The 25,011-nt window shown below is 68.3% G+C and carries 26 protein-coding genes; 16 read left to right on the top strand and 10 right to left on the bottom strand.

The features are described 5' to 3' along the window. Positions 1–17 precede the first annotated feature (17 nt). The 6 genes from ITJ61_RS12660 to ITJ61_RS12635 all read left to right on the top strand — a co-directional run bounded on the left by ITJ61_RS12660 (position 18) and on the right by ITJ61_RS12635 (position 6,149). A complete protein-coding gene (locus ITJ61_RS12660) occupies positions 18–1,448 on the top strand; it encodes a dihydrolipoamide acetyltransferase family protein (RefSeq protein ID WP_104341993.1) in 1,431 nt (476 codons plus the stop codon). A gap of 593 nt (positions 1,449–2,041) precedes the next feature. After that, positions 2,042–3,139 (top strand): metal ABC transporter substrate-binding protein, encoded by a 1,098-nt coding sequence (locus ITJ61_RS12655; protein ID WP_194686375.1) that lies wholly within the window; start codon positions 2,042–2,044, stop codon positions 3,137–3,139. After that, entirely contained in the window at positions 3,136–3,945 is an 810-nt protein-coding gene (locus ITJ61_RS12650) for a metal ABC transporter ATP-binding protein (RefSeq protein WP_104243885.1), read from the top strand. Before ITJ61_RS12655 ends, ITJ61_RS12650 begins: the two co-directional genes overlap by 4 nt. Then, positions 3,942–4,850: a metal ABC transporter permease gene (locus ITJ61_RS12645; RefSeq protein ID WP_194686374.1), complete on the top strand. Its 909-nt coding sequence runs from the start codon at positions 3,942–3,944 to the stop codon at positions 4,848–4,850. Before ITJ61_RS12650 ends, ITJ61_RS12645 begins: the two co-directional genes overlap by 4 nt. 2 nt (positions 4,851–4,852) lie before the next feature. Continuing rightward, positions 4,853–5,689 (top strand): metal ABC transporter permease, encoded by an 837-nt coding sequence (locus ITJ61_RS12640; RefSeq protein ID WP_194686373.1) that lies wholly within the window; start codon positions 4,853–4,855, stop codon positions 5,687–5,689. Position 5,690: 1 nt separating this feature from the next. Beyond that, positions 5,691–6,149: a Fur family transcriptional regulator gene (locus ITJ61_RS12635; RefSeq protein ID WP_194686372.1), complete on the top strand. Its 459-nt coding sequence runs from the start codon at positions 5,691–5,693 to the stop codon at positions 6,147–6,149. Between the two features lie 43 nt (positions 6,150–6,192). On the opposite strand, the gene ITJ61_RS12630 is transcribed toward ITJ61_RS12635, so the two are convergent. Continuing rightward, entirely contained in the window at positions 6,193–7,173 is a 981-nt protein-coding gene (locus ITJ61_RS12630) for an aldo/keto reductase (protein WP_194686371.1), read from the bottom strand. Between the two features lie 127 nt (positions 7,174–7,300). On the opposite strand from ITJ61_RS12630, the gene ITJ61_RS12625 reads away from it, so the two are divergent. Beyond that, positions 7,301–7,570 (top strand): hypothetical protein, encoded by a 270-nt coding sequence (locus ITJ61_RS12625; protein ID WP_146082031.1) that lies wholly within the window; start codon positions 7,301–7,303, stop codon positions 7,568–7,570. Between the two features lie 27 nt (positions 7,571–7,597). On the opposite strand, the gene ITJ61_RS12620 is transcribed toward ITJ61_RS12625, so the two are convergent. Beyond that, complete coding sequence (locus ITJ61_RS12620; protein ID WP_194686370.1) at positions 7,598–8,428, bottom strand: nitrilase-related carbon-nitrogen hydrolase; 831 nt, start codon at positions 8,426–8,428, stop codon at positions 7,598–7,600. Positions 8,429–8,581: 153 nt separating this feature from the next. Here ITJ61_RS12620 and ITJ61_RS12615 point away from each other — a divergent pair, with 153 nt between their 5' ends. From ITJ61_RS12615 to ITJ61_RS12595, 5 genes are read left to right on the top strand one after another with little or no spacing between them, the layout of a single operon-like run. Then, positions 8,582–8,755, top strand: a complete 174-nt coding sequence (locus ITJ61_RS12615) for a hypothetical protein (RefSeq protein WP_194686369.1) — start codon at positions 8,582–8,584, stop codon at positions 8,753–8,755. Beyond that, on the top strand, positions 8,752–10,239 hold the full coding sequence (locus tag ITJ61_RS12610; protein ID WP_323744355.1) for a purine-cytosine permease family protein: 1,488 nt from the start codon (positions 8,752–8,754) through the stop codon (positions 10,237–10,239). The genes ITJ61_RS12615 and ITJ61_RS12610 overlap by 4 nt, the downstream gene beginning before the upstream one ends. A 2-nt stretch (positions 10,240–10,241) precedes the next feature. Further along, positions 10,242–11,333 (top strand): alcohol dehydrogenase catalytic domain-containing protein, encoded by a 1,092-nt coding sequence (locus ITJ61_RS12605; RefSeq protein WP_194686368.1) that lies wholly within the window; start codon positions 10,242–10,244, stop codon positions 11,331–11,333. 50 nt (positions 11,334–11,383) lie between these two features. Then, on the top strand, positions 11,384–12,037 hold the full coding sequence (locus tag ITJ61_RS12600; RefSeq protein WP_194686367.1) for a TetR/AcrR family transcriptional regulator C-terminal domain-containing protein: 654 nt from the start codon (positions 11,384–11,386) through the stop codon (positions 12,035–12,037). Beyond that, entirely contained in the window at positions 12,030–12,863 is an 834-nt protein-coding gene (locus tag ITJ61_RS12595; RefSeq protein WP_194686366.1) for an SDR family NAD(P)-dependent oxidoreductase, read from the top strand. The genes ITJ61_RS12600 and ITJ61_RS12595 overlap by 8 nt, the downstream gene beginning before the upstream one ends. Before the next feature lie 73 nt (positions 12,864–12,936). Here ITJ61_RS12595 and murQ read toward each other — a convergent pair whose 3' ends face one another. Further along, complete coding sequence (gene murQ, locus ITJ61_RS12590) at positions 12,937–13,857, bottom strand: N-acetylmuramic acid 6-phosphate etherase (protein WP_194686365.1); 921 nt, start codon at positions 13,855–13,857, stop codon at positions 12,937–12,939. A 138-nt stretch (positions 13,858–13,995) separates the two neighbouring features. Here murQ and ITJ61_RS12585 point away from each other — a divergent pair, with 138 nt between their 5' ends. Together ITJ61_RS12585 and ITJ61_RS12580 are read left to right on the top strand one after the other, a co-directional pair. Continuing rightward, positions 13,996–14,877, top strand: a complete 882-nt coding sequence (locus ITJ61_RS12585; RefSeq protein WP_104243863.1) for a MurR/RpiR family transcriptional regulator — start codon at positions 13,996–13,998, stop codon at positions 14,875–14,877. A 155-nt stretch (positions 14,878–15,032) separates the two neighbouring features. Beyond that, entirely contained in the window at positions 15,033–17,036 is a 2,004-nt protein-coding gene (locus ITJ61_RS12580) for a glucose PTS transporter subunit IIA (protein ID WP_228496664.1), read from the top strand. A gap of 19 nt (positions 17,037–17,055) precedes the next feature. On the opposite strand, the gene ITJ61_RS12575 is transcribed toward ITJ61_RS12580, so the two are convergent. Both ITJ61_RS12575 and ITJ61_RS12570 read right to left on the bottom strand, forming a co-directional pair. Further along, a complete protein-coding gene (locus ITJ61_RS12575) occupies positions 17,056–17,382 on the bottom strand; it encodes a DMT family transporter (RefSeq protein ID WP_104243859.1) in 327 nt (108 codons plus the stop codon). Continuing rightward, on the bottom strand, positions 17,379–17,759 hold the full coding sequence (locus ITJ61_RS12570; RefSeq protein ID WP_194686363.1) for a DMT family transporter: 381 nt from the start codon (positions 17,757–17,759) through the stop codon (positions 17,379–17,381). Before ITJ61_RS12570 ends, ITJ61_RS12575 begins: the two co-directional genes overlap by 4 nt. Positions 17,760–17,890: 131 nt before the next feature. On the opposite strand from ITJ61_RS12570, the gene ITJ61_RS12565 reads away from it, so the two are divergent. Further along, positions 17,891–18,163, top strand: a complete 273-nt coding sequence (locus ITJ61_RS12565; RefSeq protein ID WP_194686362.1) for a hypothetical protein — start codon at positions 17,891–17,893, stop codon at positions 18,161–18,163. 196 nt (positions 18,164–18,359) lie between these two features. Here the strand turns inward: ITJ61_RS12565 and ITJ61_RS12560 are convergent, their stop codons facing one another. From ITJ61_RS12560 to ITJ61_RS12540, 5 genes are all read right to left on the bottom strand, one after another. Continuing rightward, a complete protein-coding gene (locus ITJ61_RS12560; RefSeq protein WP_194686361.1) occupies positions 18,360–19,055 on the bottom strand; it encodes an alpha/beta fold hydrolase in 696 nt (231 codons plus the stop codon). 114 nt (positions 19,056–19,169) lie between these two features. After that, complete coding sequence (locus ITJ61_RS12555; protein ID WP_194686360.1) at positions 19,170–20,381, bottom strand: MFS transporter; 1,212 nt, start codon at positions 20,379–20,381, stop codon at positions 19,170–19,172. Next, complete coding sequence (locus ITJ61_RS12550) at positions 20,363–21,898, bottom strand: aldehyde dehydrogenase family protein (protein ID WP_104342006.1); 1,536 nt, start codon at positions 21,896–21,898, stop codon at positions 20,363–20,365. Before ITJ61_RS12550 ends, ITJ61_RS12555 begins: the two co-directional genes overlap by 19 nt. Positions 21,899–21,923: 25 nt before the next feature. Further along, on the bottom strand, positions 21,924–22,556 hold the full coding sequence (locus ITJ61_RS12545) for a class II aldolase/adducin family protein (protein ID WP_194686359.1): 633 nt from the start codon (positions 22,554–22,556) through the stop codon (positions 21,924–21,926). 34 nt (positions 22,557–22,590) lie between these two features. Next, a complete protein-coding gene (locus tag ITJ61_RS12540) occupies positions 22,591–23,895 on the bottom strand; it encodes an MFS transporter (RefSeq protein ID WP_104307517.1) in 1,305 nt (434 codons plus the stop codon). A gap of 161 nt (positions 23,896–24,056) precedes the next feature. Between ITJ61_RS12540 and ITJ61_RS12535 the strand changes: the two genes are divergently transcribed. Next, positions 24,057–24,968 carry a sugar-binding transcriptional regulator gene (locus ITJ61_RS12535; RefSeq protein WP_146080611.1) on the top strand — a complete coding sequence of 304 codons (912 nt, stop codon included), beginning with the start codon at positions 24,057–24,059 and terminating at the stop codon, positions 24,966–24,968. Positions 24,969–25,011: the final 43 nt, after the last annotated feature.

Here is a 25,011-nt window from a genome sequence, read left to right as displayed (position 1 = left end):
TAGAGGCAAGCACACCAATGAGCACCGAGAACTTCGAACTCCCCGACGTCGGGGAGGGACTCACCGAGGCCGAGATCGTCTCCTGGCACGTGAAGGCCGGCGACAGCGTCGAGCTGAACCAGACGCTGTGCGAGATCGAGACGGCCAAGTCGATCGTCGAGCTGCCCAGCCCCTTCGAGGGGCGCGTCGTCGAGCTCTTCGCGAGCGAGGGCCAGACCGTCGACGTGGGCAAGCACATCCTCTCCATCGAGACCGCTGGGTCCGCGAGCAGCTCCGAGGCGCCCGCCGCGCCCGAGGCACCGGCTGCCGACCTCGAATTCGATGCGGCACAGGCGGATGCGGCTTCCACCGTCTCCAGCGAGGGCGCCGAGTCCGGCGCCAACTCGGTGCTCGTCGGCTACGGACTCGGTGACGCGCCCACGACGCGCCGACGCAAGAAGTCGGCCGTACCAGCCCAGCCGACGCGCCCCGCGCAGATCCCCGCCCCGGCCCAGCCGTCGCATCGCCCGGCCGCGCAGGCTCCCGCTCCAGCACCTGGGGTGGCGCGGACGCAGGCCCGCCCAGGGTCGGTGCCCGCCGCATCCGCGTCGCCGATCATCGCGAAGCCCCCCATCCGCAAGCTTGCGAAGGACCTCGCCGTCGACCTGTCGCAGGTCGAGCCAACCGGGCTCGCCGGTGAGACGACCCGCGACGACGTCATCCGCCACGCGCAGCAGGCGAGTGTCTTCAAGAACCTCGAGACCCCCATCTGGGGCGAGGTACGCGAGGAGAAGCACCCCGTCAAGGGCGTGCGCAAGGCAACGGCGAACGCCATGGTCTCGTCGATGTTCACGGCACCGCACGTGACGCTCTTCACCGACGTCGACGCGACGCGCACGATGGAGTTCGTGAAGCGCCTCAAGGCGTCGCCCGACTTCGCCGGCGTGAAGGTGTCGCCGCTGCTCATCGTGGCGCGAGCCGTGATGTGGGCGATCCGCCGCAACCCGATGGTCAACGCCGCGTGGACCGACGAGGAGTACACGGTCAAGCACTACGTGAACCTCGGCCTCGCCGCCGCGACCCCGCGTGGGCTCATCGTGCCGAACATCAAGGATGCGCACGCCATGACCCTGCACCAGCTGGCGCAGGCCATCGAGCAGCTCACGTATCGCGCCCGCGACGGGAAGACGCCGCCGACAGAGATGCGCGACGGTACCTTCACGATCACCAACATCGGGGTGTTCGGGATGGACACGGGCACGCCCGTCATCAATCCCGGCGAGGTGGGCATCCTCGCGCTCGGCACGATCAAGCTGAAGCCGTGGGTGTTCGAGGACGAAGTTCGCCCCCGCATGGTGACGACGCTCGGCGCTTCCTTCGACCACCGCCTGGTCGACGGGGACGTCGCGAGCCGCTTCCTCGCCGACGTCGCGACGATCGTCGAGGAGCCTGCGCTGCTGCTCGACTGAGCCCCGCTGGCCGCGGTCGGACGCGTCCGCGCGCCCGCCCGCGCCCGCAACGGCGGCCAGGGTTGTGGCTAAATGCTGTTCCCCGTTCTCCAAGGCGCACTTCGCCACAACTCTGGTCACTGGTTGCGCCGGCTCCGGGGAGGCGTGCCTACCGCGCGTGCTCACCGCGTTGCACAGAGTTGTGGAGGGGTGTCGTTGGCGCGGGTCGTAGCAGCGTCTATCCACAACTCTGTGCCCAGTCACCGAGCCACCCAGTCACCGAGCCACCCAGCCGCCGGGGCGCCCGGGCGCGGGCTCGGTTCCCGGCCCGTGAGGTGAGGGCGGACGGGGATGCACGCTCGCCGCGTTGCACAGAGTTGTGGAGGGGTGTCGTTGGCGCGGGTCGTAGCAGCGTCTATCCACAACTCTGTGCCCAGCCACCCAGCCGCCCAGCCAGCCACCCACCCAGCCGCCCAGCCAGCCACCCAGCCACCCAGCCGTCGGGCCGCCGGGCTGCCGAGCCGCCGGGCAGCCACGGGACCCACCGAGCTACCGACCGCAATTCCCAGCCCACGCAATTGACATTGATTCTCAGTACGAATTACACTCCACGGGTGAACCTTCGCTCTCCTGCCCTCATCGCCCTCGCCGGCCTGTCCACCCTCGCGCTCGCGGCCTGCTCCGGTCCGACCGCGGCAACCGACAGCGCCGCGGCACCCACCGCGGAGGGCGAGTCGTTCACCGTCGTCGCGACCACCACGCAGGTCGCCGACTTCACCCGCGAGCTCACCGAGGGCCTGAACGTCGAGGTCACGCAGCTGCTGCAGCCCGGCATGAGCGCGCACAGCTTCGAGCCGACCCCCGCCGACCTCGTCGCGCTCGGCTCGGCCGATCTCGTCGTCTCGAGCGGCGCTGGACTCGAGGAGTGGCTCGACGCGGCCGTCTCGTCGAGCGGCTACTCGGGCGAGGTCGTGGATGCCTCGGCCAACGTAACGCTGTCGGGCAGCCACGAGCACGAGCACGGTGAGGAAGAGCACGCTGAGGACGAGCACACGCACGCCGAGGGCGAAGAGCACAGCCACGAGGAGGAGGCGCACGCGGAGGGCGAGGCGCACGCTGAGGATGAGCACGCCGAGGGCAACCCCCACACGTGGACCTCACCCGCGAACGCGAAGCTCATGGCGGCCGAGATCGCCACGCACCTCGAGGAGCTCCCCGGCATCGACGCCGCCGCGGTGCAGGCGAACGCCGACGCCTATGACGCCCAGCTGACCGAGCTCGACACGTGGATCGCAGCGAACGTCGACGCCGTCCCCGAGGCCGAGCGGGTCATCGTCACCAACCACGACGCGCTCCACTACTACCTCGACCAGTACGGCATCACGTTCGTCGGCTCGATCATGCCGAGCTTCGACGACAGCGCCGAGCCGAGTGCCGCCGAGATCGACTCCCTCATCGCAGAGATCAAGGAGCACAACGTGAAGGCCATCTTCACCGAGACGCAGCTCTCCCCGCAGAACGCGGAGACCATCGCGGCTCAGACCGGAGCGAAGGTGTTCTCGGGTGATGAGGCGCTGGCGACGGATGCGCTCGGCGAGCCGGGAACCCCGACGGGCACGTATGTCGGTGCGACGGTGCACAATACTCAGATGATCATCGATTCCTGGGGCGCCACCGCGACCGACGTGCCTGAGGTGCTCGCGCAGCAGTGACGCATCCAACCCCGCTCGTCTCGTACCGCGACGCCTCCATTGCCTATGGCAGGGAGGCGCCTGCGTTGACCGGTGTGTCGTTCGAGCTGGGTGAGGGCGACGCGGTCGCGCTGCTCGGCCCGAACGGCGCGGGCAAGTCGACGCTGCTGCAGTCGCTGCTCGGTCTCCTGTCGACCAGCGGCACCGCGGAGGTGCTCGGCTCGGCTCCGGGGTCTCGCGCGTCGGAGGTCGGCTACCTGCCGCAGTCGACGCACATCGACCCCGACTTCCCCGTCTCGCTCCGCCAGGTCGTGATGATGGGCCGCTACCGGCGCATCGGGCTGCTCCGGTGGCCGCGAGCCGCTGATCGCGAGATCGTGCGTCGCGCCATCGAGACGGTCGGGCTCACCGAGCTCGCCAACACGACTTTCGGGGAGCTGTCGGGTGGTCAGCGGCAGCGCGGCCTGCTCGCTCGGGCGCTCGCCACCGAGCCGAGGCTCATCCTCCTCGACGAGCCGTTCAACGGCCTCGACCGCGCCAACCGGGATGCGCTCATCGCGACCCTGCGCCGCCTCCGAGAGACGGGGGTCGGCATCGTCGTCTCCACGCACGACCTCGAGCTCGCGCATGAGGTGTGCTCCCACGTGCTGCTGCTCAACGGCAGGCAGATCGCCGGCGGGCCCATCTCGGAGGCGTTGACGGATGCGGCGCTCGCGGCGGCGTTCTCCGGCACGTCCGCAGACACCGAAGCGCACGGCGGCGCCCACGGCACGGTCTGCGCGCCGGGCGGCGACGACAGCGACGATCACGAGCGGGCCCGGGTGTGACCGATCTCTCCGTCCTGCTGCAGCTGCCGTTCGTGCAGAGCGCGGCCGTCGCCATCATCGTGCTCGCGGTCGCGAGTGCCATCGTCGGCACGGCCCTCGCGTTGCGCGGCCTCGAGTTCCTCAGCGACGGCCTGGTGCATTCGGTGTTCCCCGGCGTCGTGATCGGCTTCATTGCGGCGGGCACCGACGGCGTCTACGTCGGCGCCGGCATCGCGGCCCTGATCGCGACGGTTGCACTGACCATCGCCTCGGCGCGTGGCATCGGCTCAGACGCGACCATCGCCGTGGTCCTCGCCGGTGCGTTCTCCCTCGGCATCGTCATCGTCTCGCGCAGCGTCGACTACGCGTCAGGACTCGAGCATCTCCTCTTCGGGCAGCTCCTCACGGTCTCGAGCGCTGACGTCGTCGCGATCTGCGTGCTCGGCGGCGCCGCCGTGCTGCTGGTCCTCGGCACCTGGAAGGAGCAGCTGCTCGTCTCCTTCGACCGCAAGCAGGCGCAGGCGTCCGGCATGCGGGTGCTCGCCTACGAGCTGGCGCTGAACATCGCGATCGCGCTCGTGGTCGTCGCAGCCGCACGTGCGGTCGGCAACCTGCTTGTGCTCGCCCTCCTCATCGTGCCGGTCGCCGTCGCTCGCCTCGTCACGCGTCGGGTCTGGGCAATCGCCGTGGTTTCGCTCCTCGTGTCGGTCGGCTGCGGGCTCGTCGGCCTCTGGGCTGGCCTCTGGCTGTCGCTGGATGCTGGCATCCAGGCTTCCCCGAGTGCCGTGCTCGTGCTCGTGCTCGTCGCGCTGTACCTCGTGGTGGTCGTCGTGACGAGGCTCACCGCGTTCGCCGCCGCCCGCCGCCGAGGCTCCGCCGCCGCTGCTGGCCGTGCCCCCGCATCCGCTGCCGGGGTGGTCTCGTAGCCATGGACTACTTCGCTCTCGCGCTGCTCACGGGCACGCTGGTCGGCCTCCTCAGCGGTCTCGTCGGCGTGCTGGTGCTGCTGCGCCAGCGTGCCTTCTACACCGTCGCCCTCACGCACGCGACGTTCCCCGGCGGTGTCTTCGCGGCCGTCGTGGGCATCAACATCGTCGTGGGCGCATCCATCTTCAGCCTGCTGCTCGTGGCGCTCATGGCCGCGCTCTCGCGAGTGCCGCGGCAGGGCAAGCAGGTGGCGGCCGGCATCATCCTGAGCTTCGGCTACGCGCTCGGCATGCTCTTCGCGTCGCTCAACCGCGGCCAGTCGGTGCGCGTCGACTCGTACCTGACGGGGTCGATCCTCGCCATGAACCCCACCAACGTGTGGCTGCTCGGTGCGGCGCTCGTGATTGTCCTCGGCGTGTACGCGCTCTTCGGCAAGCAGCTGCTGTTCTCGAGCTTCGACGCCCGCGGCTTCCGCGCGGCCGGCTTCCGCGAGGGAGTCTGGGATCTCGTGGCGCTGGCGCTCATCACGCTCACGGTGGTCGTCGCGATGCCGGCGATCGGGTCCATCCTGGCGATCGCCATGATCGCGGCTCCCGCGGCGGCGGCCAGGCTCCTCACGAAGCGCATCGGGTGGATGCTCGCCCTGTCCTGTGCGTTCGGCGTCGCCGCCGCCGTGGTCGGCCTGCAGGTGTCCCGGTCGCTGTCGTTCGCGGCCGGCGGGTCGATGGCGCTCACCGCGGTCGCGATCTTCGTCATCGCGCTCCTCGCGAAGGGCGTCGTCGACCGGTTCGCGCAGGGCGTCTCGCAACGCGCATCCGCCCCCGGTATGGTCGGCTGATATGAGTGACGAGACGAACGGTGAGGGCGGCGCGACCGCCGGTGCTGCCGCGGCCCCCGTCAAGAGGAACACCCGTCAGCGTGAGGCCGTGCGCCGCGCTCTGGCGGAGTCGTCGGAGTTCGTGAGCGCCCAGGTGCTCCACCAGCGGCTGTCGGCGGCTGGCGAGCGCATCGGGCTGGCCACCGTGTACCGCACGCTTGGCGCGCTGAGCGAGAGCGAGGAGGCCGACTCGCTGCAGAACGCCGAGGGGGAGGTCGTCTACCGCGCCTGCGTCATGGGCGAGCACCACCACCACCTCATCTGCCGCAACTGCGGAGCGGCCGTCGAGATCACGGCTGACCCCGTCGAGCAGTGGGCGTCGAGCGTCGCCGCGAAGCACGGCTACACGCAGGCGAGGCACGTCGTCGACATCTTCGGCCTGTGCCCGAAGTGCACGGCTACAGCTGCGGCGTCCGCCTAAACCGCGCGGGGCGACCCCGCAGTGGAGCCGCCCGCGAAGCCGCTCACCACCGGGCGTGGACCGTCTGGCGGAAGAACCGGTCGTAGATCTCGTGCACGTTCGCGTCGAGATCCGCGGGCAGCTCGAGCGAGGCGGCGGATGCGTTCGACTCCGCCTGCGCTCGGTTGCGTGCGCCGGGGATGACACTCGTCACCCCGTCTTGCGCTGCGACCCAGGCGATGGCCGCCGCGGTGGGGGAGATGCCCTCGGGAAGCGCCGCGGCGAACGCCTGGGCCGCCTCGACGCCGGTGCCGAAGTCGACGCCTGAGAAGGTCTCCCCGACGTCGAAGGCGCTGCCGTCGCGGTTGTAGGTGCGGTGGTCGTCGGCCGAGAAGGTCGTGTCCTTCGTGTACCTGCCGCTCAGGAGGCCGGAGGCGAGGGGCACTCGGGCGATGATGCCGACGCCAGCCTCGCGCGCTGCCGGTAGCACGAGGTCGAGCGGCTTCAGGCGGAACGCGTTGAAGATGATCTGCACGGACGCGGTTCCTGGCCTGGCGATCGCGGCGAGGGCCTCATCCGCGGTCTCGACGCTGACGCCGTAGGCGGCGATCGCACCCTCAGCGACGAGCGTGTCGAGGGCGTCGTAGACGGCATCGTTCGAGAATACGGGGGTCGGTGGGCAGTGCAGCTGCACCAGATCGAGGGTGTCGACGCCCAGGTTCTTGCGCGAGCGGTCCGTCCAGGCCCGGAAGTTGTCGAGCGTGAACTCGGCGGGATCCTGTGGGCCCCTGCGTCCCATCTTCGTGGCGACGAAGACGTCGGCGTTCGGGTTCTCGCGTCGGAAGGTCCCGATCAGCGTCTCGCTTCGACCGTCACCGTAGACGTCGGCGGTGTCGAAGAAGGTGACGCCGCTCTCGACGGCGGCGCTGAGGACGTCGAGCGCTGCGTGCTCGTCGACGTCACCCCAGTCGGCGCCGAGCTGCCAGGTGCCGAGGCCGACGATGGACACGGGGCGGCCGGTACGGCCGAGGGTTCGCTGAAGCATCCCCGATGCTAACGCGCCGCACCTGACCTAGGCCCGTGTGGCCCGTGGCCGCGGTTGACCCCCGCGGACGACACCCGCGGCCGGCTCGTCGACGTCGCGTCCAGTTGCCGCTCGTAGGGTTGTGGGCATGAAGCCCGAGCAGGAAGCCGCTCCCCAGCAGGTCGCCGTCTGGTACTTCGTTGCCGCCACCTTCATCTTCGCCGGCCCGGCGCTCATCGCGGATCTTCCCATCTGGGTGCGCATCGCGTCGCTGGTCGTCGGCCTCGTGCTCGTCGTCTTCGGCGGGCGGCAGCTGGGCCGCGAGACGGCGGCCCGCCGACGGTCGAGGGATGCGGCGCGGCCCGACACCCAGGACGGCTCGGCGTCCGAGCCGATCGGGCCGACGAGCGACCGGTAGGCGTGCAGCCGGCCGAACTGTGCGGGGCTAGCGGAAGTCGCGGAGGTCCTGCAGGTACGTGTTGACCTCGCGGGACTTCGCCACCTCCGAGGGCGTGACCTCAGCGCTCAGCAGCTCGGTGTCGTCGCGACCGGCGATGGCGAGAGTGTTGCCGTAGGGGCTCGCGATGCAGCTGAGCCCCGTGAATCCCGGACCAGAGTGGTTCGCGTAGGCGATGTACAGCCCGTTCTCGAGGGCCCGCACGGGCACCATGTGCGTCGAGATGACCTCGGCGTTGTACGAGTGCCCCGGCTGGTCGCCCGCGACGTCGCCCGTCGACGGAACGGCCGTCGGGATGAGCAGTGCCTCCGCGCCCGCGACCGCGGCACGTCGAGCGATCTCGGGGAACTCGATGTCGTAGCAGATGGCGAGCGCGACCCTGAGGCCCGCGACCTCGACGACCTCGGCGGCGGCATCCCCGAGGTCGAAGACCCGCTGCTCCTCAGCGCCGAAGAGGTTCGACTTGCGGTAGCGGGTGAGCTCGTTGCCGTCGCTCGCGAAGAGCGAAGCCGAGATGAAGCGGCGCTCGGTCGTGGCGTTGGCGGCGAACCCGGCTGAGCGTTCGATGGTGTGCTCGACCGTGGAAGCGACGATCGCGATGCCGGAGTCGGCGGCGATGCGTGCGATCTGCTCGCGGATGGCCGAGCCGTCCTCGCCGGCGACTCGCTCTGGCGCGTAGCCGGTGGCGAAGAGCTCTGGCGTGACGAGGATGTCGGTGCCAGCCTCGGCCGCTCGCCCGGCGAAGGAGCGGAGGAGCTCGAGGTTCTCCTCGACGGCGCCGACGGCGCCCTGTGCCTGCAGTACGGAAATCAGCGCCATTGCCAGCCTCACATCGTCGTCGTGGTCGCTCGGATCTCGAGCCTGCCGTGTCTCTCGAAAAGTAGTTCTTGACATGGCCGGGGGAGCAGCCTCAGGATAGCCGAAACCGAAAGTAATTCGGTTCTTCTGGATTCGACGACGAAGGCTGGACCCATGGACATGCGCGACCCGGAGATCACGGCAGATCTCGCGAGACGACTCGACTCTATCGCGACCGCCGAAGCCGGCGACATCGCGCACGAACCCCTGAGCGGCCGTGACATCGGCCTCTTCGCACTCACCTGCGTGGCCCTCGTGGCCGCTGGCGCCCTCGTGGTGATCCAGTGAGCGGCGGCGCCGGGCGAAAGGTCGAGGGTGCATCCGCCGAACTCGACCAGGCGGCGACGTTCGGCTCGCTGCCGCTCCTCAAGAAGGAGCGCATCTGGTCCGGCTGGGACTACAGCTGGGTGAACCTGAGCCTCGCGATCGCGACCTGGGCGTTCCTCGTCGGCGGTTCGACCGCGCTGCTCGTCGGCTTCCAGGACGGCATCGCCGCGATGGTCATCGGCAACGCGATCGGCCTCGGCATCATGGTGCCGGCCGCCACGGCGGCGAGCGCGCGCTTCGGCGTCGAGCAGTACACGATCCTCCGCCCCGTGTTCGGGCTCATCGGCGTGGGCGTGCTCGTCTTCACGGTCATCCTCGTCACCGAGATGGGCTGGTCGTCGCTCCTCGCCATCATGGTCGGCCGCGCCGTCACGCAGGTCGCCAACGGTGCCGCAGGCACCGACTTCGGCTCTGGCAGCCTCCTCGTCACGGTCGTCGGCCTCGTCGCGATCCTCATCGCGTGGCTCATCCTGTCGCGTGGCCCCGTCACGATCGGCAAGCTCAACCGCTTCGTCGCCCCGGGCCTCGTGCTCGTCACGGTCTTCATGCTGTTCTTCCTCGTCTCGAACACGTCCTGGGAGGCGCTCTTCGCGGCCGAGCCCCTCGCTCCGTTCGAGGAATCGCAGCTGAACTTCATGCTCGCGGTCGAGTTCAACGTCGCCGTCGGCTTCTCCTGGTACCCCGTGATGGGCTCCATGGCGCGCATGACCCGCTCGCCCAAGGCCGCGCTCTGGCCGGCGTTCACCGGCCTCATCGTCGGCACGCTCGTCGCCCAGGTCGTCGGCATGGCCGCGGCGCTCACCCTCGGCGACTCCGACCCGACGGTGTGGATGCTCCCGCTCGGCGGTCCGATCCTCGGCGCGTTCATGCTGCTGTTCATCTCGTTCGCCAACATCACGAGCATGTCCTCCATCGTCTACTCGACGGTGCTCGCGATCAGGCAGGCGAGCGGCAACCTCCTCGGGCGCGTGCCCTGGCCGCTGCTCTGCGGCGCGTTCTTCGTGCTCCCAGCGATCCTCACGTTCTTCCCGGACTTCATGTACCAGCAGTTCATGGTGTTCGTCACGATCTCCGGCGCTTTCCTGGCCGCCATGTCCGGGGCGATCCTCGCCGACTACTTTGTGCTCCGACGCCAGTGGGTTCGCCTCCCCGACCTCTACCGGCTCCGAGGCGAGAGCGCTTACCACTTCACGGGCGGCGTCAACTGGGCCGGCATCATCTCGGTCGTCGTCGGTGCGGCGTTCTACCTGTGGATCTACAACCCGGTGACCCTCGAGACGCATCCGCTCTTCCTGATCCTCACCGCCTCGGCCCCAGCCACCGTGCTCTCGGGCGGGGTGTACCTGCTGCTCGCCCAGCTGCTCTACCGGCGCCGCGGCGTCGGCGCGTTCTCGGACACGGAAGCCACGACCACTCACCAGACGACCACCCGGAAAGGGGTCTGACCATGCGCGCACAAGCGGCAGTTCACTTCGAGGGAAGCAACCAGCTCGAGATCCGCGAGATCGAGGTCGCTGAGCCGGGGCCGGGCACCGTGCTCGTGAAGCTCGGCGCGTCCGGCGTCTGCGGCTCCGACCGGCACGTGCTCGACGGCGACTGGCAGCTGCCATCGCCCACCGTCATGGGCCACGAGGGTGCCGGCGAGGTCATCGCCATCGGCGAAGGCGTCGTCGACGTCGAACCGGGCGACCACGTCATCCTCAGCTGGTTCTACCCCTGCCGCCGGTGCACCGCCTGCCTCAGCGGTCGCGCCTACGTGTGCACGGGCAGCCGCAGCGAGGAGTGCCTCCTCCCCGACGGCACGACGCCCCTGTCGCTCGACGGCGAACCCGTGTACCCGTACCTCACGGCCGGCACGATGAGCGAGTACGCGGTGGTGCCGGAGTCGGCCGCCATCAAGGTTCCCCGTGAGGTGCCGTTCGACGTCGCGAGCCTCATCGGCTGCTCGATCGCCACCGGCATCGGCACGGTCGTCAACGACGCCTCCGTCGACGCGGGCGAGTCAGCGGTTGTCATCGGCGCCGGTGGCGTCGGGCAGAGCATCATCATGGGCCTGCACCTCGTGGGAGCGAACCCCATCATCGCCATCGACCTCAACGAGGACAAGCTCGCCGCGGCCCGCGAGCTCGGGGCAACCCACACGATCGTGCCTGGGCCCGATCTCGCCGCCCAGGTGGCTGCGATCACGGGTGGCGGCGCCGAATACGCGTTCGAGGCGATCGGACGCGTGCAGACCATCGAGTCCCTGCCCAGCCTCATCGCGCCGGGCGGCACCGCCGTCATCGTCGGACTCCCGCCGGTCGACGCCCCGGTCTCGATCGACGCCCTGATGCTCGCCGAGACCGGCAAGCGCCTCATCGGCACGAACTACGGCTCCACGGTGCCCGGCCGCGACTTCCCGAAGCTCGCCGCGCTCTACCTCGCCGGGCGCCTGCCCGTCGACAAGCTCATCAGCGAACGCATCCAGCTGAGCGACGTCAACGACGCGTTCGATGCCATGCGAAGAGGCGAGCGCGCGAGAAGCGTCATAGTCTTCTAGACCGATCCATCTCCACGCTCTGCCGTGGATCGAGAACTGGGAGTGTGACAATGGCTCGTCCGCGGGTACCGATCCTGTCGCCCGAGAAGATCTGTCTGGCTGCGCTCGACCAGATCGACCGAAAGGGTGACTTCTCCATCCCGGTCCTCGCGAAGGAGCTCGGCGTGAGCGCCTCGTCGATGTACCACCACGTGCATGGGCGGGAGGGCATCGTCAACGGCATCCGCAGCCTCATCAGCACGGAGCTGTCGCTCGCGATCGGACTCGAGGACGCCACCGACGAGGACCTCGCGGCGCTCGCCGCCCTGAGCTGGCAGGACCAGGTCCGACGATGGTCGAAGGACTACACCTCGGCCCTCGCGAAGCATCCGCTCGCCCTGCCGATCATGGTGCAGGAACCCGTGAGCGACGAGGAGACGCTCAACGTCTACGAGGCCATCGCGATCACGTTCCGCGCGGTGGGGTTCACCGACGAGCAGGCGCTCGTCGCGATCGCCGTGCTCGAAGGGCTCACCTTCGGGCGGGTCGTGGATGCGGCCTCCCCGCCCATTCCGTGGCCGGCCGACCCCATCGCGCACCCCGTCCTCCACGGCGTGACGACGTCGCTCGAGCCGTCGCGTCGCCTCGAGCTGGCCTTCGACTTCGGACTCGAGGCGATCATCACGCGGCTCGAGAGCGTCTTGGAGGCGAACGCTCGTGGCTGATGCGCGAACGGTCGTCATCACGGGCGGCTCGGACGGGATCGGAGCTGCGGCGGCGCGGGCCCTCGCAGCTAAGGGGTGGCGCGTGGTCGTCGTCGGGCGCAACGCGGAGAAGACAGCCACCGTCGCCGAGGAGATCGGGGCGGAGCGCTTCGTCGCCGACTTCTCCCGCCTCGACGAAGTGCGGGAGCTCGCGGCAAGACTCGTCGAGCAGGTCGGCCCGATCGACGTGCTCGCGAACAACGCCGGCGGCATCTTCGGCGACCGAACGCGCACCGTCGACGGTCACGAGCTGACCCTGCAGGTCAACCACCTCGCACCGTTCCTGCTCACGAACCTCCTGCTCGACCAGGTCAGCGTGGGGGCCGTCGTGAACACGGCGAGCATCGCGGCGCGGCTCATGGGTCGCATCGATCTCGACGACCTCAACAACGACGCCCGCTTCAGCGCGAACAAGGCCTACGGCGACGCGAAGCTCGCGAACATCCTCTTCACCAAGGGGCTGCACCGAGGTCTGGCGGGACGGCCCGTCGCGAGCGTCGCCTTCCACCCCGGGGTTGTCGGCACGAATTTCTCCTCCGACTCGACGAGCCTCATGCGCCTGCTCTATCGCACACCGCTCGCGAAGCTCTTCACGATCAGCGCGGCCAAGGGCGGCGAGACGCTCGAGTGGTTCATCGCCGGGCAGCCCGGTGTGACCTGGCAGGCGGGGGAGTACTACGACGAGCGGCACCACGCGACCAACGTGAATCCGCAGATCTTCGACGAGGACCTCATCGAGGGCCTGTGGAAGCGCAGCGCGGAGCTGGTGGGCCTCGACGCCCGGTGACGAGCAGGGCCGTCGACCTGTGGGCGGTGTGTCTCAGCTCAGCTCAGCTCAGCTCAGCTCTCGGTCGCCGGGCTCAGCCTGCGGCGAGCTCGACCGCCTTGCGCACGCTTCCCTCGGCCTCGGTGAGCAGGGCGGCGGCCCGCTGCGCGTCGCAGTCGGCGAGCAGCATGACCACGGCGGTCTTCGCATGATCGCTCGCCGATGCGAGTGCGGCGTCGGAGTCGGCGCGTGACGCCCCCGTCGCCTCGGCGACGATGCGCTGAGCCCGGTCGACCAGCTTGGCGTTGGATGGGCGGACGTCGACCATGAGGTTGCCGTAGGTCTTGCCACCGCGGACCATGCTGGCCGTCGAGAGCATGTTGCACACGAGCTTCTGAGCGGTGCCGGCCTTGAGCCTGGTCGACCCCGTGAGGACCTCCGGCCCGGTCACGACCTCGATCGCGATATCGGCTTCCGCGCTGATGGGCGCGCCCGCGTTGCAGGCGATGGAGATGGTCGCGGCGCCGCGGCGCCTGGCGGCCTTGAGTCCGCCGATGACGTACGGCGTGCGTCCGCTCGCTGCGAGTCCCACGACGACATCCTCTGCCCGCAGGGCGACTGCGTCGAGTTCCCGCTCAGCGAGTTCGGGGTCGTCCTCGGCGCCCTCGACGGCGCGCACGAACGCTTGCGACCCACCGGCCATGACGCCGAGGACATCCTCGGGTGAGGTGCCGAAGGTCGGAGGGCACTCGACCGCGTCGAGGAGGCCGATGCGGCCGCTGGTGCCAGCGCCGAGGTAGATGAGTCGCCCGCCGGCACGCCGCGCCTCCGCGATGCGATCGGCGGCTCGCGCGATGACGGGGAGCGCGGCGCGGACGGCGCCGGCGACGGTCGCATCCTCGTCGTTCATGAGGCGCAGGATCTGCTCGGTTTCGAGTGTGTCGAGCTCCATGCTGCGCGGATTGCGCCCCTCGGTCGAGAGCGCCGCGAGTGTCGAGATCTCTGTGTCTGGCATGCTCGTCTCCGATCCTCGGCTCGCCACCGTGCGATCCTGAGTTATGAAAGTACACGAGATGCGGTGGGTAAGTAAATAAACTTCCACGGCGCGGTGCGGTGGAGCCTCGCTACGCTGTCCTCGGAAAGCAGGTGGATCGTGAGCACTCAAGGCACTGAGGCGAACTCTCGCACTGTACTGGTTGAGCTTCGGGCGCTGCTGCCCTCGCTCCGGCCATCGGAGCGTCGCATCGCCGAGGCGCTCCTCGCCGACCCCGAGGGTTTCGCGTCGAAGTCGATGGCGGAGATCGCGGAGCTCGCCGACACCTCGACGACCACGGTCGTGCGGTTCACGCGACGTGCCGGATACGCGCGCTTCCGCGATCTGCGTCACGACCTCACCGAGCAGAACCTGCGAGAGCGCCTCGCCTCGAGCGGAGGGGTCGCCCCGGCGGCCGACATCTCACCGAGCGATTCGCTCGCCGACGTCGTCGCCAAGATCGCGATGAACGAGACGCTCTCGATCGCGGACACCGCTGAGGTCCTCGATATCGACTCCCTGGCGGCTGCCGTCGCGGCCATCGCAGGCGCCGCCCGTGTCGACATCCACGGGATCGGGGCGAGTTCAGTGGTCGGTGTCGACCTGCAGCGCAAGCTCTCTCGAATCGGGCGAATCGCCCTCGAGTGGCCGGAGGCCCATGCGGCATGGACGGCCGCGGCTGTGCTCGACGATCGGTCTGTCGCGATCGCCATCTCGCACTCAGGCGAGACCGCTGGGGTGGTCGAGTTCCTCCGCATCGCGAAGTCGACCGGAGCGACGACGATCGCGATCACGAACCATGAGCGGTCATCGCTTGCCGGTCTCGCCGACATCGTCCTGCGCACCGCTGCCCGGGAGACCCCGTTGCGTTCCGCGGCGCTCGGCAGTCGAATCGCGCAGCTCATGGTCGTCGACTGCGTCTTCACCGGGGTCGCGCAGGTCGACTACGAGGGTTCTGTCGCGGCCATCGAGAAGACGCATCGGGCGGTCCCGCGGGGCTGAGGTTCGGCGACGAGCGTGAACGAGGTCGCGGCGTCCCGTCTCGCCGTGGTGGATCGCGCTGGCTCACGCCGGCGAAGGGAACTTTTTTACCTTTTCTTCGTTCATCCTGGTACTGTTCTTCAAAATTCGAGCAACGTCGCGAGAAGAGGATGCCCATGAGCGCAAACGACGATCTCGCCAGCGAGCTGCTGAAGCTGCTCGGTGGCCCAGGCAACATCGCCGGCGTCGAGAACTGCATGACGCGGATGCGGGTCTCTCTCGTCGACCGCGACCTGGTCGACGACGGCGCGATCACATCGCTCTCCGGCGTGCTGGGCGTTGTCGATGACGACACCTACCAGGTCGTGCTCGGACCAGGCAAGGTCACCAAGGTGACCGACGGGTTCCGTCGAGCGCTCGGTGCCTCAGGTGCTGACGCCGAGGCCCTCGCCGCGCGTGGCGCGGCCATCAAGGCTGGTCAGAAGCAGCGCAACAACACCCCGTTCAAGAACTTCATCCGCAAGATCGCCAATATCTTCGTGCCGCTCATCCCGGCGCTCATCGGAGCCGGCATCGTGGCCGCCGTTCGCGGGCTCCTCGTCAACTGGGTCACGGTCGGGACGGCTCCTGAGTTCGTCGAGGCGGTGGTTCCGGCTCTCACCGTCATCGGCTCGGCGTTCTTCGCGTTCCTGCCGATCTTCGCCGGCATCAACGCCGCCAAGGAGTTCGGCGGCACACCCGCGCTCGGTGGCGCCGTCGCGGCGATCATCGTCTTCGCCGGCATCAGCGACGTGCAGTACAGCCTCCCCGTCCTCGGCGAAATCGTGCTCGCACCCGGGCAGGGCGGCGTCATCGGGGCTATCTTCGCCGCCGGGCTCTGCGCCTGGATCGAGCGCAGTCTGCGCGGGAAGATCCCGGATGCCATCGACATCCTCGTCACGCCGACGCTGGCTCTCCTCATCTCCGGACTCGCCACGATCTTCGTGTTTATGTTCGTCGCGGGCAACATCGCGAGTGCCATCGGCACGGGCGCGATCTGGCTGCTCGACAACTCCGGTCTCCTTGCCGGGTTCGTGCTCGGCGGGCTCTTCCTGCCGCTCGTGATGCTCGGCCTCCACCAGGCGCTCATCCCCATCCACGCGACGCTCATCGAGCAGGTGGGCTTCACGCCGCTCCTCACGATCCTCGCGATGGCGGGAGCGGGACAGGTCGGCGCCGCGCTCGCGATCTACTTCAGGCTGAACCGGAACAGGTCCCTGCGGACGACGATCAAGGGTGCCCTCCCGGTCGGCATCCTGGGCGTCGGGGAGCCGCTGATCTACGCGGTCACGCTGCCGCTGGGGCGCCCCTTCCTCACCGCCTGCCTCGGCGGTGCCGTCGGCGGTGCAGTCGCTGGGGCCTTCAACCAGTTCGCGGGTGCCTTCGGCGCGACGGCGATCGGCCCCTCTGGGTGGGCGCTGCTGCCGTTGCTGCAGAGCGACAACGGGCAGGGATACGCGATCCTCGCGTATGTCGTCGGGCTCCTCGCCGGGTACATCTCCGGTTTCCTGATCACCTACTTCTGGGGCTTCACGCCGGCGCTCCTCGCCGAGCACAACGCGAATCAGGGCGACGAGAAGAACAAGCTGCTCGGCGACGAGGCCGCGCTGGAGGGCGCTGCGGCCACGGCCGGCGTGACCGGCGGGGCTGCTGGCATTGCAGGCGTTGCGGGCCAGCGCATCGACGTCCTCGCCCCGGTCGAAGGAACGGTGATCCGCCTCTCCGACGTCGAGGACGAGGCGTTCTCCGCGGGCACGATGGGTGACGGCTTCGCGGTCGAGCCGACGTCCGGCGACTTCCGCAGTCCCGTATCCGGAACCATCACGGCGTTGTTCCCGACCGGCCACGCGTTCGGCGTCACGACCCCCGAAGGGCTCGAGGTCCTCGTGCACATCGGCCTCGGCACCGTCGACCTGCACGGCGAGGGGTTCGACCTCAAGCGAGCGGAGGGTGACGTCGTCGAGGCCGGTGACGTGATCGTCGAGGTGGATCTCGACGCCGTGCGTGCCCGGGTCCGCTCGCTCGCCACCCCCGTGGTGGTGCTGAACGGCGCAGCATTCCCGATCGTGGAGCGCCGATCCCAGGGCGGCCCGCCGCTCACCGTCGAAGCGGTTGCCGCCGCCACGTCAGCCCGAAGCTGAAACGTGAGGTGGCCGGTGCTCAGTGCTGGCCACCCACCTCGACGAGCAGCACCCCGGCGCCGATGAGGGCGATGCCGGCCGCCATCATCCACGTGAACGGCTCCTTGAAGATGAAGTGGCTGAGCACGGCGGTGAGTGCGACGCCGACGGCCGCCCAGATGCCGTAGGCGACGCCGAGCGGGACCCCCTGCGCCAAGGTCAGCGACAGCAGTGTGAAGGCGGTCACGTAGCCGACGGCGACGGGCAGGTACCAGAGGCGGCTGCCGTCGACGGTCTTCCGCAGGGAGAGCGTGCCGCCGACCTCGGTGAGGATCGCGCCGGCGAGGAAGAGCCAGCCGAGCGTCACGCGGACACCCCGGCGGCCCTCTGCGTCTGATCTCTCAGTCGTTTGGCGCGGTCGTGCGCGCGCTGCGATCCCAGCTCGACGAGCAGCACGCCGCCGATGATGAGCACGATGCCGAGGCCCATGAGTGCGGTGAGCGGTTCGGCGAAGAGCGCCGCCGACAGCAGGGCGGTCAGGGCGACCCCCAGGGCACCCCAGATGCCGTAGGCGACGCCGAGGGGCAAGCCGGCGCGCAGCACAAGTGCGAGGAACGCGAACGAAGCCAGGTACCCGGTGACGACGACCGCGTACAGAGCGGGGGCATCCAGTGCCCCCTTGAGGGAGAGGGATGCGGTGACCTCGCACGAGATCGCCGCGGCCAGGAGCAGCCATTTGCGCATGCGCGGATTCTCGCAGGTTCGGATGGCGGACAGAAGCGGCAGCTCCCGGGGCTCTCGGACCTGGGCTCGATAGCGTGGGGTGAGGGTGAGGGCGGCAAGTGGTGCGGGCGACGATGGAGCGGAGGAGCGACATGGGTACTGCAGCGAACGGCAGGTTCGAGCGTCTGCCGGAGCGGGTCGACCCGAGTGACTACTCGATCGACGTTCCTGCGTCCGACCCGGGGAGCGTGACGGAGCAGCTCCCGCCGGCCGGGTCACCGGAGCTGATAGCCGCGACGCAGCTCGCGCAGACATCGAGCAGCATCGGCTCGCGGCGACGTCCCCAGATGCGCATCGGTGTCGCCGTGCTCGCGGCGGTCCTGGGCGGAGTCGCGCTGCTCGCCGTCGTCCAGATCCTCTTCTAGCCCCCTGCCCCTTCTCTCCCTCATCTTCTAGTCCCTCTTTCTTTCTTTCTTTCTTTCTATCCCGCTCCTCTTTTGGCCCCTCCGTGTTCGACGCGCTGGCGTTGGTGCGGTGACGTCGGCGCGACAACATCCACCCGGTGATGTCTGCTCGGTGAGGTTGACCCGCCGGTGCTCGGGATGCGGCGTCTTGTCGTTCTCAGTCCGTCACGGCGTCGACGACGGCAGCGGCGAGTTCTGCGGGCTTCGTGAGCTGCGGCCAGTGGCCCGTCGGGAGTTCGACGATGCGAACTGAGCGTGCGCGAGCGAGTTCTGCGACGTAGGGGTGGCCGCCCTCCATGAACTGCCGGAGCAGTGGTTCCGGCATGGTGCTGGTGATGACGACAGCTGGCACGTCGTAGCGGCGTTCGTCGCTCAGCTGCTGCTTCTCGGTCGCGACGCCGGCGGGTTCGGGCGCGGCGATTGCCTCGAGCCGTTTCCAGACCTCCTCGCTCATGTCGACCAGCTCGGGCTCTCCGAAGGCGCTGCGGTCGGGCAGCGGGAGGGTGGCGCCGGACGCTTCCAGTTCGTCGTTGATGACGCCGCCGTCTGCGAGCGGGCCGGAGTCGACGTACACGACCTTCGCGACGCGCTCGGGTCGCGCATCCACGACGCCGTAGGCCACGGCTCCGCCGCCGCTGTGCCCGACGACCGCGACGTCGCCGTCGAGCGAGTCGACGAGCGCGATGACGGCCTCGATGTGGGTGCGAAGGCCGACGCCGGCTTGCTCCTCACCGGGGCCCTTGCCGGGCAGGGTCAGCGGATGCACGGTGTGGCCAGCCGCTTCGAGCGCCTGTGTGACGGGGGCCCAGGAATCGCCCGTGAGCCAGAAGCCGGGAATGAGGATGATGTTCATGGTGCGACGCTAACGGCGACCACCGACAAAGTCGGGTGAGAGTGGATGACGTCAGTCGAGAACCCGGGAGTCAGCTTCCTCGTGCTCGCCGATCCAACCGACGCAGTCGTTCGTTCAGGACTGTGAGCGTGCCGGCTTCCGAAGCGCGACGAAGCTCGCGATCGGCCCGATCGCCAGCACAACAAACGCGTACTGCCAGCCGACGACGCTGGCCAGAGCTGCGACGAGGGCGATCGCACCGATGCTGAGGAAATACCCCAGACCCATTTGCGTGGCGATGGCGCTGCCGACCTGCTGCGGGGGAGCGGCGTCCCCGACCATGGCGGAGTAGAGGGGGGAATCGGCGATCGCGGATGCACTCCAGACGGCGAGGATGACGAGTGCGAATGCGACCGGGAGTGCGACCAGAGCCGGCGTCGCGAGGGCGCAAGTGGCCGAGATCCCAACTGACCAGCGCGCCGTGACTCGCTTGCCGTAGCGGCTCGCGACCACCCCGCCGATGACGCAGCCAACAGCGCCAGCCAGCCCGACGATGCTGAACGCCCAGAGGCCTATCTGCTGTCCGATCCACCCGGGAAGGGTGAGAAGCAGCGCCGGAAGCCAGACCCAGAGTCCGTAGACCTCCCACATGTGGCCGATGTAGGCCAAGGCGATGCGTTGCTGCTGTCGCGAACCGAGCGGCGAGGTTGTGAGGGCGCTCGCTCGCTCGGACCTCTCCGTCGGCACGTCGCCAGCGGATGAGCGCCGAGCTGCGTGGCTTCCCGTCCGCAGGGTGAGGCCGAGGAGCGCTGCAACGGTGGCTGAGGCGCTGCAGGCGACGAGCACACCTCGCCAATCCTCAACCGGCGTTGCCTCAAGCAGATGCGGCGCTGCAGTCCCCAGCGTGAGTGCGGCGACGACACCTGCGACCGCCAGGCCCCGCCAGCGCGGTGTCGACCAGGACACGGTTGCACGCATCCCTGCGGGGTAGACGCAGGAGAGTGTGACGCCGACAAGCACTCGAGAAGCCACAAGCAGCGCGAGGCTCTCGGAAGCGAGCAACGGCAAGAGCGTGACAAGCGCGGTAGCGAGCGAGCCGACAGGGATCAGGAGCTGGGGGTCGAGACGATCGGTGATGCGAGAAAGCCCTACGGCAACCGCGCCCAGCGCGAACCCCGCCTGCACCGCGGCGACCAGCAGCGTCCGCCCCGTCGCACCAAGATCGAACTCGATGGTGAGCGACGGGACGGCGGCGGCTGTAGCGAACCAGCACGAGATCGCCAGGATCTGGACGACGATACCGATCGAGATCTGCCAGAGCGCGATGATCAGTCGAGGCTGGTCCACACCGTCTTCGTTTCGAGGTAGGACTCGAGGTTCGCATGCCCCATGTCGCGGCCGTAGCCGGACATCTTGTACCCGCCGAAAGGGGCGGCCGCGTCGGTGGCGCCGTACATGTTGATGTACACGGTTCCTGCTTGAAGGCGCCGAGCGAGGCGATTCGCTCGGCCGATGTCGCGTGTCCAGATTCCAGCCGCCAATCCATAGGGGGAGTCGTTGGCGCGCCTGGCGATCTCGTCGACGTCGTCGAACGGCTGCGCGACGACGACGGGACCGAAGATCTCTTCCCGAACTGCCGTGAAGGTGTCGTCGACATCCGTCAGGATGGTCGGCCGCACGTAGTAGCCCGCCGAGTCGACGCCGTCGGGAAGCTGCGATCCGCCCGCGGCGGCTGTGGCGCCCTGCTGCAGGGCGCCGTCGATGAAGCCGCGGACGCGCTCGTGTTGCGTGCGACTGATCAGCGGACCGAGTTGCGACTGCTCTGCAAGACCGTGACCGACACGCAGCGACTCGGCGATCGTTGCCAGCTCGCCGACGACCTCCTCGAAGATGCCGCGCTGGATGTACAGGCGTGAGCCTGCTGAGCAGGATTGTCCAGCGTTCGAGAAGATCGCCGATGCGGCGCCTCGCGCGGCCTCCGGTACCGGGCTGTCGTCGAAGACGATGTTCGGGCTCTTGCCGCCGAGCTCGAGTGTGACGCGTTTGACCATGGGGGCCGCCCGCTGTGCGATCCGAGTTCCGACTGCCGTTGAGCCGGTGAAAGCGACCTTGTCGACGCCGGGATGATCGACGAGGGCTTCCCCGGCTTCAGCCCCATATCCCGTCAGGATGTTGAGGACGCCCGGCGGAATGCCCGCTTCGAGCGCCAGTTGACCGAAGCGCAGGGCGCTCAGCGGAGTGTTCTCGGCTGGCTTGAGGATGATGGTGCACCCGGCGGCCAATGCGGGGGCGATCTTCCACATGGCCATGAGAAGTGGGTAGTTCCACGGCACGATCTGCGCGACGACTCCGACGGGTTCTCGCTCCGTCCTCACCATCGCGTCTGGGATCGATACGGGGATGGTGTTCCCCTCGATCTTGGAGGTCCAGCCGGCGAAGTAGTCGAGATGACGGATGGCGAGCGGGAAGTCGCCGGCTTCCACGTCACGGCGAAGCTTGCCTCCGTCGATGACCTCGAGGTCGATGATCTCTTCGCGGTGTTCCTCGAGAATGCGTGCGAAGCGAGTGATCGCGAGCCCTCGATCCAGCGCGCTCATTCGGCGCCACGGTGAGGTGTCGGCAAAAGCCCGGCGAGCCGCGCGGACTGCACGATCCGCATCCACTGCATCCGCGGCAGCGGCTCGAGCGATCACGCGCCCGGTGCCCGGGTCGACGACGTCCGTCGTGCGAGCAGAGTGCGCTTCCACCATCTCGCCGTCGATCAGCAGGCGAGGGGGTGCAGCGAGGAAGACACGCGTGGCACTGCTCAGGTCGGGGCCAAGCGCGGTTTCGAGGTTCGGGGCCTGCTGGTTGAGGTGCGTCATGAAGTCCTCCAGTTGTCTTGTCCGGTCACGCGTGGTGCAATGCGGCGAATGCGTCGGCCGGCATCGTGGTTGTCGTATCTCCAAGGAGAAGCGCCCTGTACGTCGCGGTCGCTGCCTCCTCGAGGTTCAGTGCACGGCGGTAGGCCATGGAGATGGTCTCCCCGAGCGCAGAGCAGCCGTGGTTGCCCATGACGATGCAGTTGTGGGATTTTGCCTGCTCAGCAGCGGAATCGGCCAGTTCGTCGGAGCCGTTCGGGTAGTACGGCGTGGTGCCGATCGAGCGGACGTAGTACGCGTGGTCGAGTGTGATGAGCCGAATCTCGTGGCCCAGCGCGTCGAGGAGAACAGTGTGCTGGGGGTGAACGTGCACGACGGAGTTGATGTCCTGGCGCTCCTCGTACGTCCGCTGGTGCAACTTCCATTCGCTGGAAGGAGAAGGGTTGCCGGCTACGACTTCTCCGGCGAGGTTCATCACAGTGAAGTCGTCGGGGGTGAGCCGGTCGAGCCAGGTGCCTGACGCGGTGACGACGAAGGTGGTGTCGTCGACGCGTGCCGAGAGGTTGCCTCCGGAAGCGAGGGCCAGGCCTCGCTCGACGACGCCGAGTCCCGTTTCGCTGAGTTCTGCAGTGAGCGCTTCGACGCGCTGTTGTGTGGTCATGTGTCACTCCGAGTTTTGGCGAGATGTGGATGGATCAGGTGGCGATGGGCGCAGGTGTCGATGAGGCGGACGACATCTGGTCCGCCGTGACGCCTGGCTTCGAGGGCTTGAGCATGAACGTCAGGACGAACCCGACGAGGTACAGGCTGGCGATGACCCAGATCGTTCCCTGGATCCCGATCGGGGTCACAAGTCCGGCGATCACTGGGCCGATGAACTGGCTGAGTCCAGCGCCGAGGTTGAGGATGGCGACGGCGGCTGCCTTGTGCATGGGGGCGAGGAGGGGAACGATTGCCGAAAGTGGCACGAACATGCCGAGCGCGAGTCCGTAGGCGATCGCGATGGCGATGGTGACTGCGAAGTTCGGGCCGATTGCGGTCGGCACGTAGTACAGGGCGAGGATCGTCACGAAGCAGCCGATGCCGCCGGCCCAGGCGACGACGTTGACGCGCCCGATCCAGTCAGACAGGTAGCCGGAGATGAGGTTGGCGGCGACGTTGGCGGCGAGCATCGTGCCCCAGATGACCTGCCACTCGGCGACTGCGAACCCGACGTCTCGAACCATGTACGTCGTTAGGAAGACCACGAACGCGTAGAACGAGAGGGTATTGATGAGGCGCACGATGCCGCCGATGCCGATCTTGGGGTTTGTGCCGACGATCGTGATGCTGCTCACCACACCCCGAACGCTGTTCGCGACCGTGACCTTCTTGCTGACTGGGTTGCGGAGGAGGAGGGCGACCATGAGGCCGCCGACCGTGACGAATGCAAGCGAGAGCCAGAGCGTCGCCAGCTCTCCGATGACCGGGATGATCGCCCCGGCGAAGTAGGAGCTGAGGACGCCGAGGCCGAGGGTGGAGAAGAACCAATACCAGCCGACCGCCTTGCCCATCACGTTCTCCGGCGTTCCCATCGTGACCCACACGAGGAATCCGTACGCGAACATCGGGTAGCCAAGGCCCCTGATGCCGAAGGCCAGCAACATGATGCTGAAGTTCTCGGCCATTACTCCGAAGACGAGGAAGAGCACCTGGAAGACGACCCAGATACCGAAGCCGAGCATCATGACTCGCTTCGGACCCCAGGCTTCAGCCAGCGCACCGCTGAGCCAGGCGGCTGCGGCGACGACGATGCCGTACGTCGCCCAGAGTGCGGTGATCTGTCCGGCGTCGAAGCCCTGCTGATCAAGGTACGGCGAGAGGAAGCCCGCCTCGATGCCGTCGCCGATCATGAAGATCGTCAGCGCGACGAATCCCCACGCGATGGGGCGAGCGATGCCCTGCGTGCGCAGGAGCCGCGCGAACCGACTCTCGGTACTGGAGGGAGAACTGATTGCCATAGGGAGACTCCTCATTGAGTACGTACTGGCTAGTGGTGTACATTTGTTCACAACAATGAACTTATGCTCCACACATAGTGGGCGTCGAATCCGGCCGTGTCAAGTACTCGATCGAGAACGAGATCGGCGACCGTGGCGGAGCTCCATGGGAGGATTGCGGCATGCTGCTGGGACGCGTTGCACGGATGTACTACGAACACGGCCTCACTCACCAGGAGATCGCGAACGCGCTCGGCCTGTCTCGAATTCGCGTCACCAGGCTGCTCGCAGAGGCGCGCGAATCCGGCCTCGTCGAGATCGTCGTGCACGTTCAGGACTCCCTCTTCGCTGACGAAGAGCGTGACCTGGCGGCACGCTACGACCTTCGCCAGGCGTGGGTCGCACCGAGTGTGGCCGATTCCGCGAAAGCCGACCGGGCCTTCGCGGCCGTCGGCGCCGAAGCGCTCGTCAGCGTCATCGAGAAGGATGCGGTCGTCGCGCTCGGGATCTCGACCGCTGTGGCGCTCGTCGCCGCCCAGGTGCCGGAGCAGGCGCTCGGTGCCAAGTTCGTGCCGATCGCCGGAAGTGGCGGCGGTCTCGTCAATGGCGCGAACCCGCATGAGCTCGCATCGACGCTCGGTCGACGAACCAGTGGACAGGCATTCCACTTGCCCGCCCCGCTCCTTGCGGCGTCAGCTGACGCGGCGAAGAGTGCGTACGCCGACCCCGGCGTGCAAGAGGTGCTGCGTCTTGCGTGCGGGGCGGGTGTGCTGGTCGCGGGTCTCGGTGGAACCGAGGCGAACCAGGGGCTCCTGCTCAAGTCGCTGGATGCTGATGCGAGGGCCGCGCTCACGGCGCAGGGTGCTGTCGGAGACTTGGCTGGTCGATTCTTCGATGCGCAGGGTGAGGCCGTCCTCGGCGCTCTCGATGAGCGCATCGTCGGGCTGACGCTCGAGCAGATGCGCACGATCCCGCGGAGGCTCGTCATGGCGCATGGCGTGACGAAGCTGCCTGCGCTCCGTGCTGCGCTCGGCAGTGGCCTGATCAACATGCTCGTGACCGACTCGGAGACTGCCGCGGCGCTTCTCCGCTGAGTCGGCGAGAAGCGCCCTCCGTTCAGCGTGCGAACGGAGGGCG

It is taken from the genome of Pseudoclavibacter sp. VKM Ac-2888 (assembly GCF_015351285.1).
Lineage (GTDB): Bacteria > Actinomycetota > Actinomycetes > Actinomycetales > Microbacteriaceae > Pseudoclavibacter.
The sequence above is the reverse complement of the archived record's forward strand: the minus strand, read 5'-3'. Positions and strand labels throughout refer to the sequence as shown.

Bases quoted from the DNA above. Each gene is read 5' to 3' on its own strand.
- ITJ61_RS12545 (WP_194686359.1), bottom strand. From the start codon at position 22,556: ATGACCACACAACAGCGCGTCGAAGCGCTCACTGCAGAACTCAGCGAA.
- ITJ61_RS12540 (WP_104307517.1), bottom strand. From the start codon at position 23,895: ATGGCAATCAGTTCTCCCTCCAGTACCGAGAGTCGGTTCGCGCGGCTC.
- ITJ61_RS12620 (WP_194686370.1), bottom strand. From the start codon at position 8,428: ATGGCGCTGATTTCCGTACTGCAGGCACAGGGCGCCGTCGGCGCCGTC.
- ITJ61_RS12625 (WP_146082031.1), top strand. From the start codon at position 7,301: ATGAAGCCCGAGCAGGAAGCCGCTCCCCAGCAGGTCGCCGTCTGGTAC.
- ITJ61_RS12640 (WP_194686373.1), top strand. From the start codon at position 4,853: ATGGACTACTTCGCTCTCGCGCTGCTCACGGGCACGCTGGTCGGCCTC.
- ITJ61_RS12630 (WP_194686371.1), bottom strand. From the start codon at position 7,173: ATGCTTCAGCGAACCCTCGGCCGTACCGGCCGCCCCGTGTCCATCGTC.
- ITJ61_RS12550 (WP_104342006.1), bottom strand. From the start codon at position 21,898: ATGACGCACCTCAACCAGCAGGCCCCGAACCTCGAAACCGCGCTTGGC.
- ITJ61_RS12600 (WP_194686367.1), top strand. From the start codon at position 11,384: ATGGCTCGTCCGCGGGTACCGATCCTGTCGCCCGAGAAGATCTGTCTG.
- ITJ61_RS12565 (WP_194686362.1), top strand. From the start codon at position 17,891: ATGGGTACTGCAGCGAACGGCAGGTTCGAGCGTCTGCCGGAGCGGGTC.
- ITJ61_RS12560 (WP_194686361.1), bottom strand. From the start codon at position 19,055: ATGAACATCATCCTCATTCCCGGCTTCTGGCTCACGGGCGATTCCTGG.
- ITJ61_RS12615 (WP_194686369.1), top strand. From the start codon at position 8,582: ATGGACATGCGCGACCCGGAGATCACGGCAGATCTCGCGAGACGACTC.
- ITJ61_RS12605 (WP_194686368.1), top strand. From the start codon at position 10,242: ATGCGCGCACAAGCGGCAGTTCACTTCGAGGGAAGCAACCAGCTCGAG.
- ITJ61_RS12580 (WP_228496664.1), top strand. From the start codon at position 15,033: ATGAGCGCAAACGACGATCTCGCCAGCGAGCTGCTGAAGCTGCTCGGT.
- ITJ61_RS12635 (WP_194686372.1), top strand. From the start codon at position 5,691: ATGAGTGACGAGACGAACGGTGAGGGCGGCGCGACCGCCGGTGCTGCC.
- ITJ61_RS12660 (WP_104341993.1), top strand. From the start codon at position 18: ATGAGCACCGAGAACTTCGAACTCCCCGACGTCGGGGAGGGACTCACC.
- ITJ61_RS12570 (WP_194686363.1), bottom strand. From the start codon at position 17,759: ATGCGCAAATGGCTGCTCCTGGCCGCGGCGATCTCGTGCGAGGTCACC.
- ITJ61_RS12535 (WP_146080611.1), top strand. From the start codon at position 24,057: ATGCTGCTGGGACGCGTTGCACGGATGTACTACGAACACGGCCTCACT.
- murQ (WP_194686365.1), bottom strand. From the start codon at position 13,857: ATGCCAGACACAGAGATCTCGACACTCGCGGCGCTCTCGACCGAGGGG.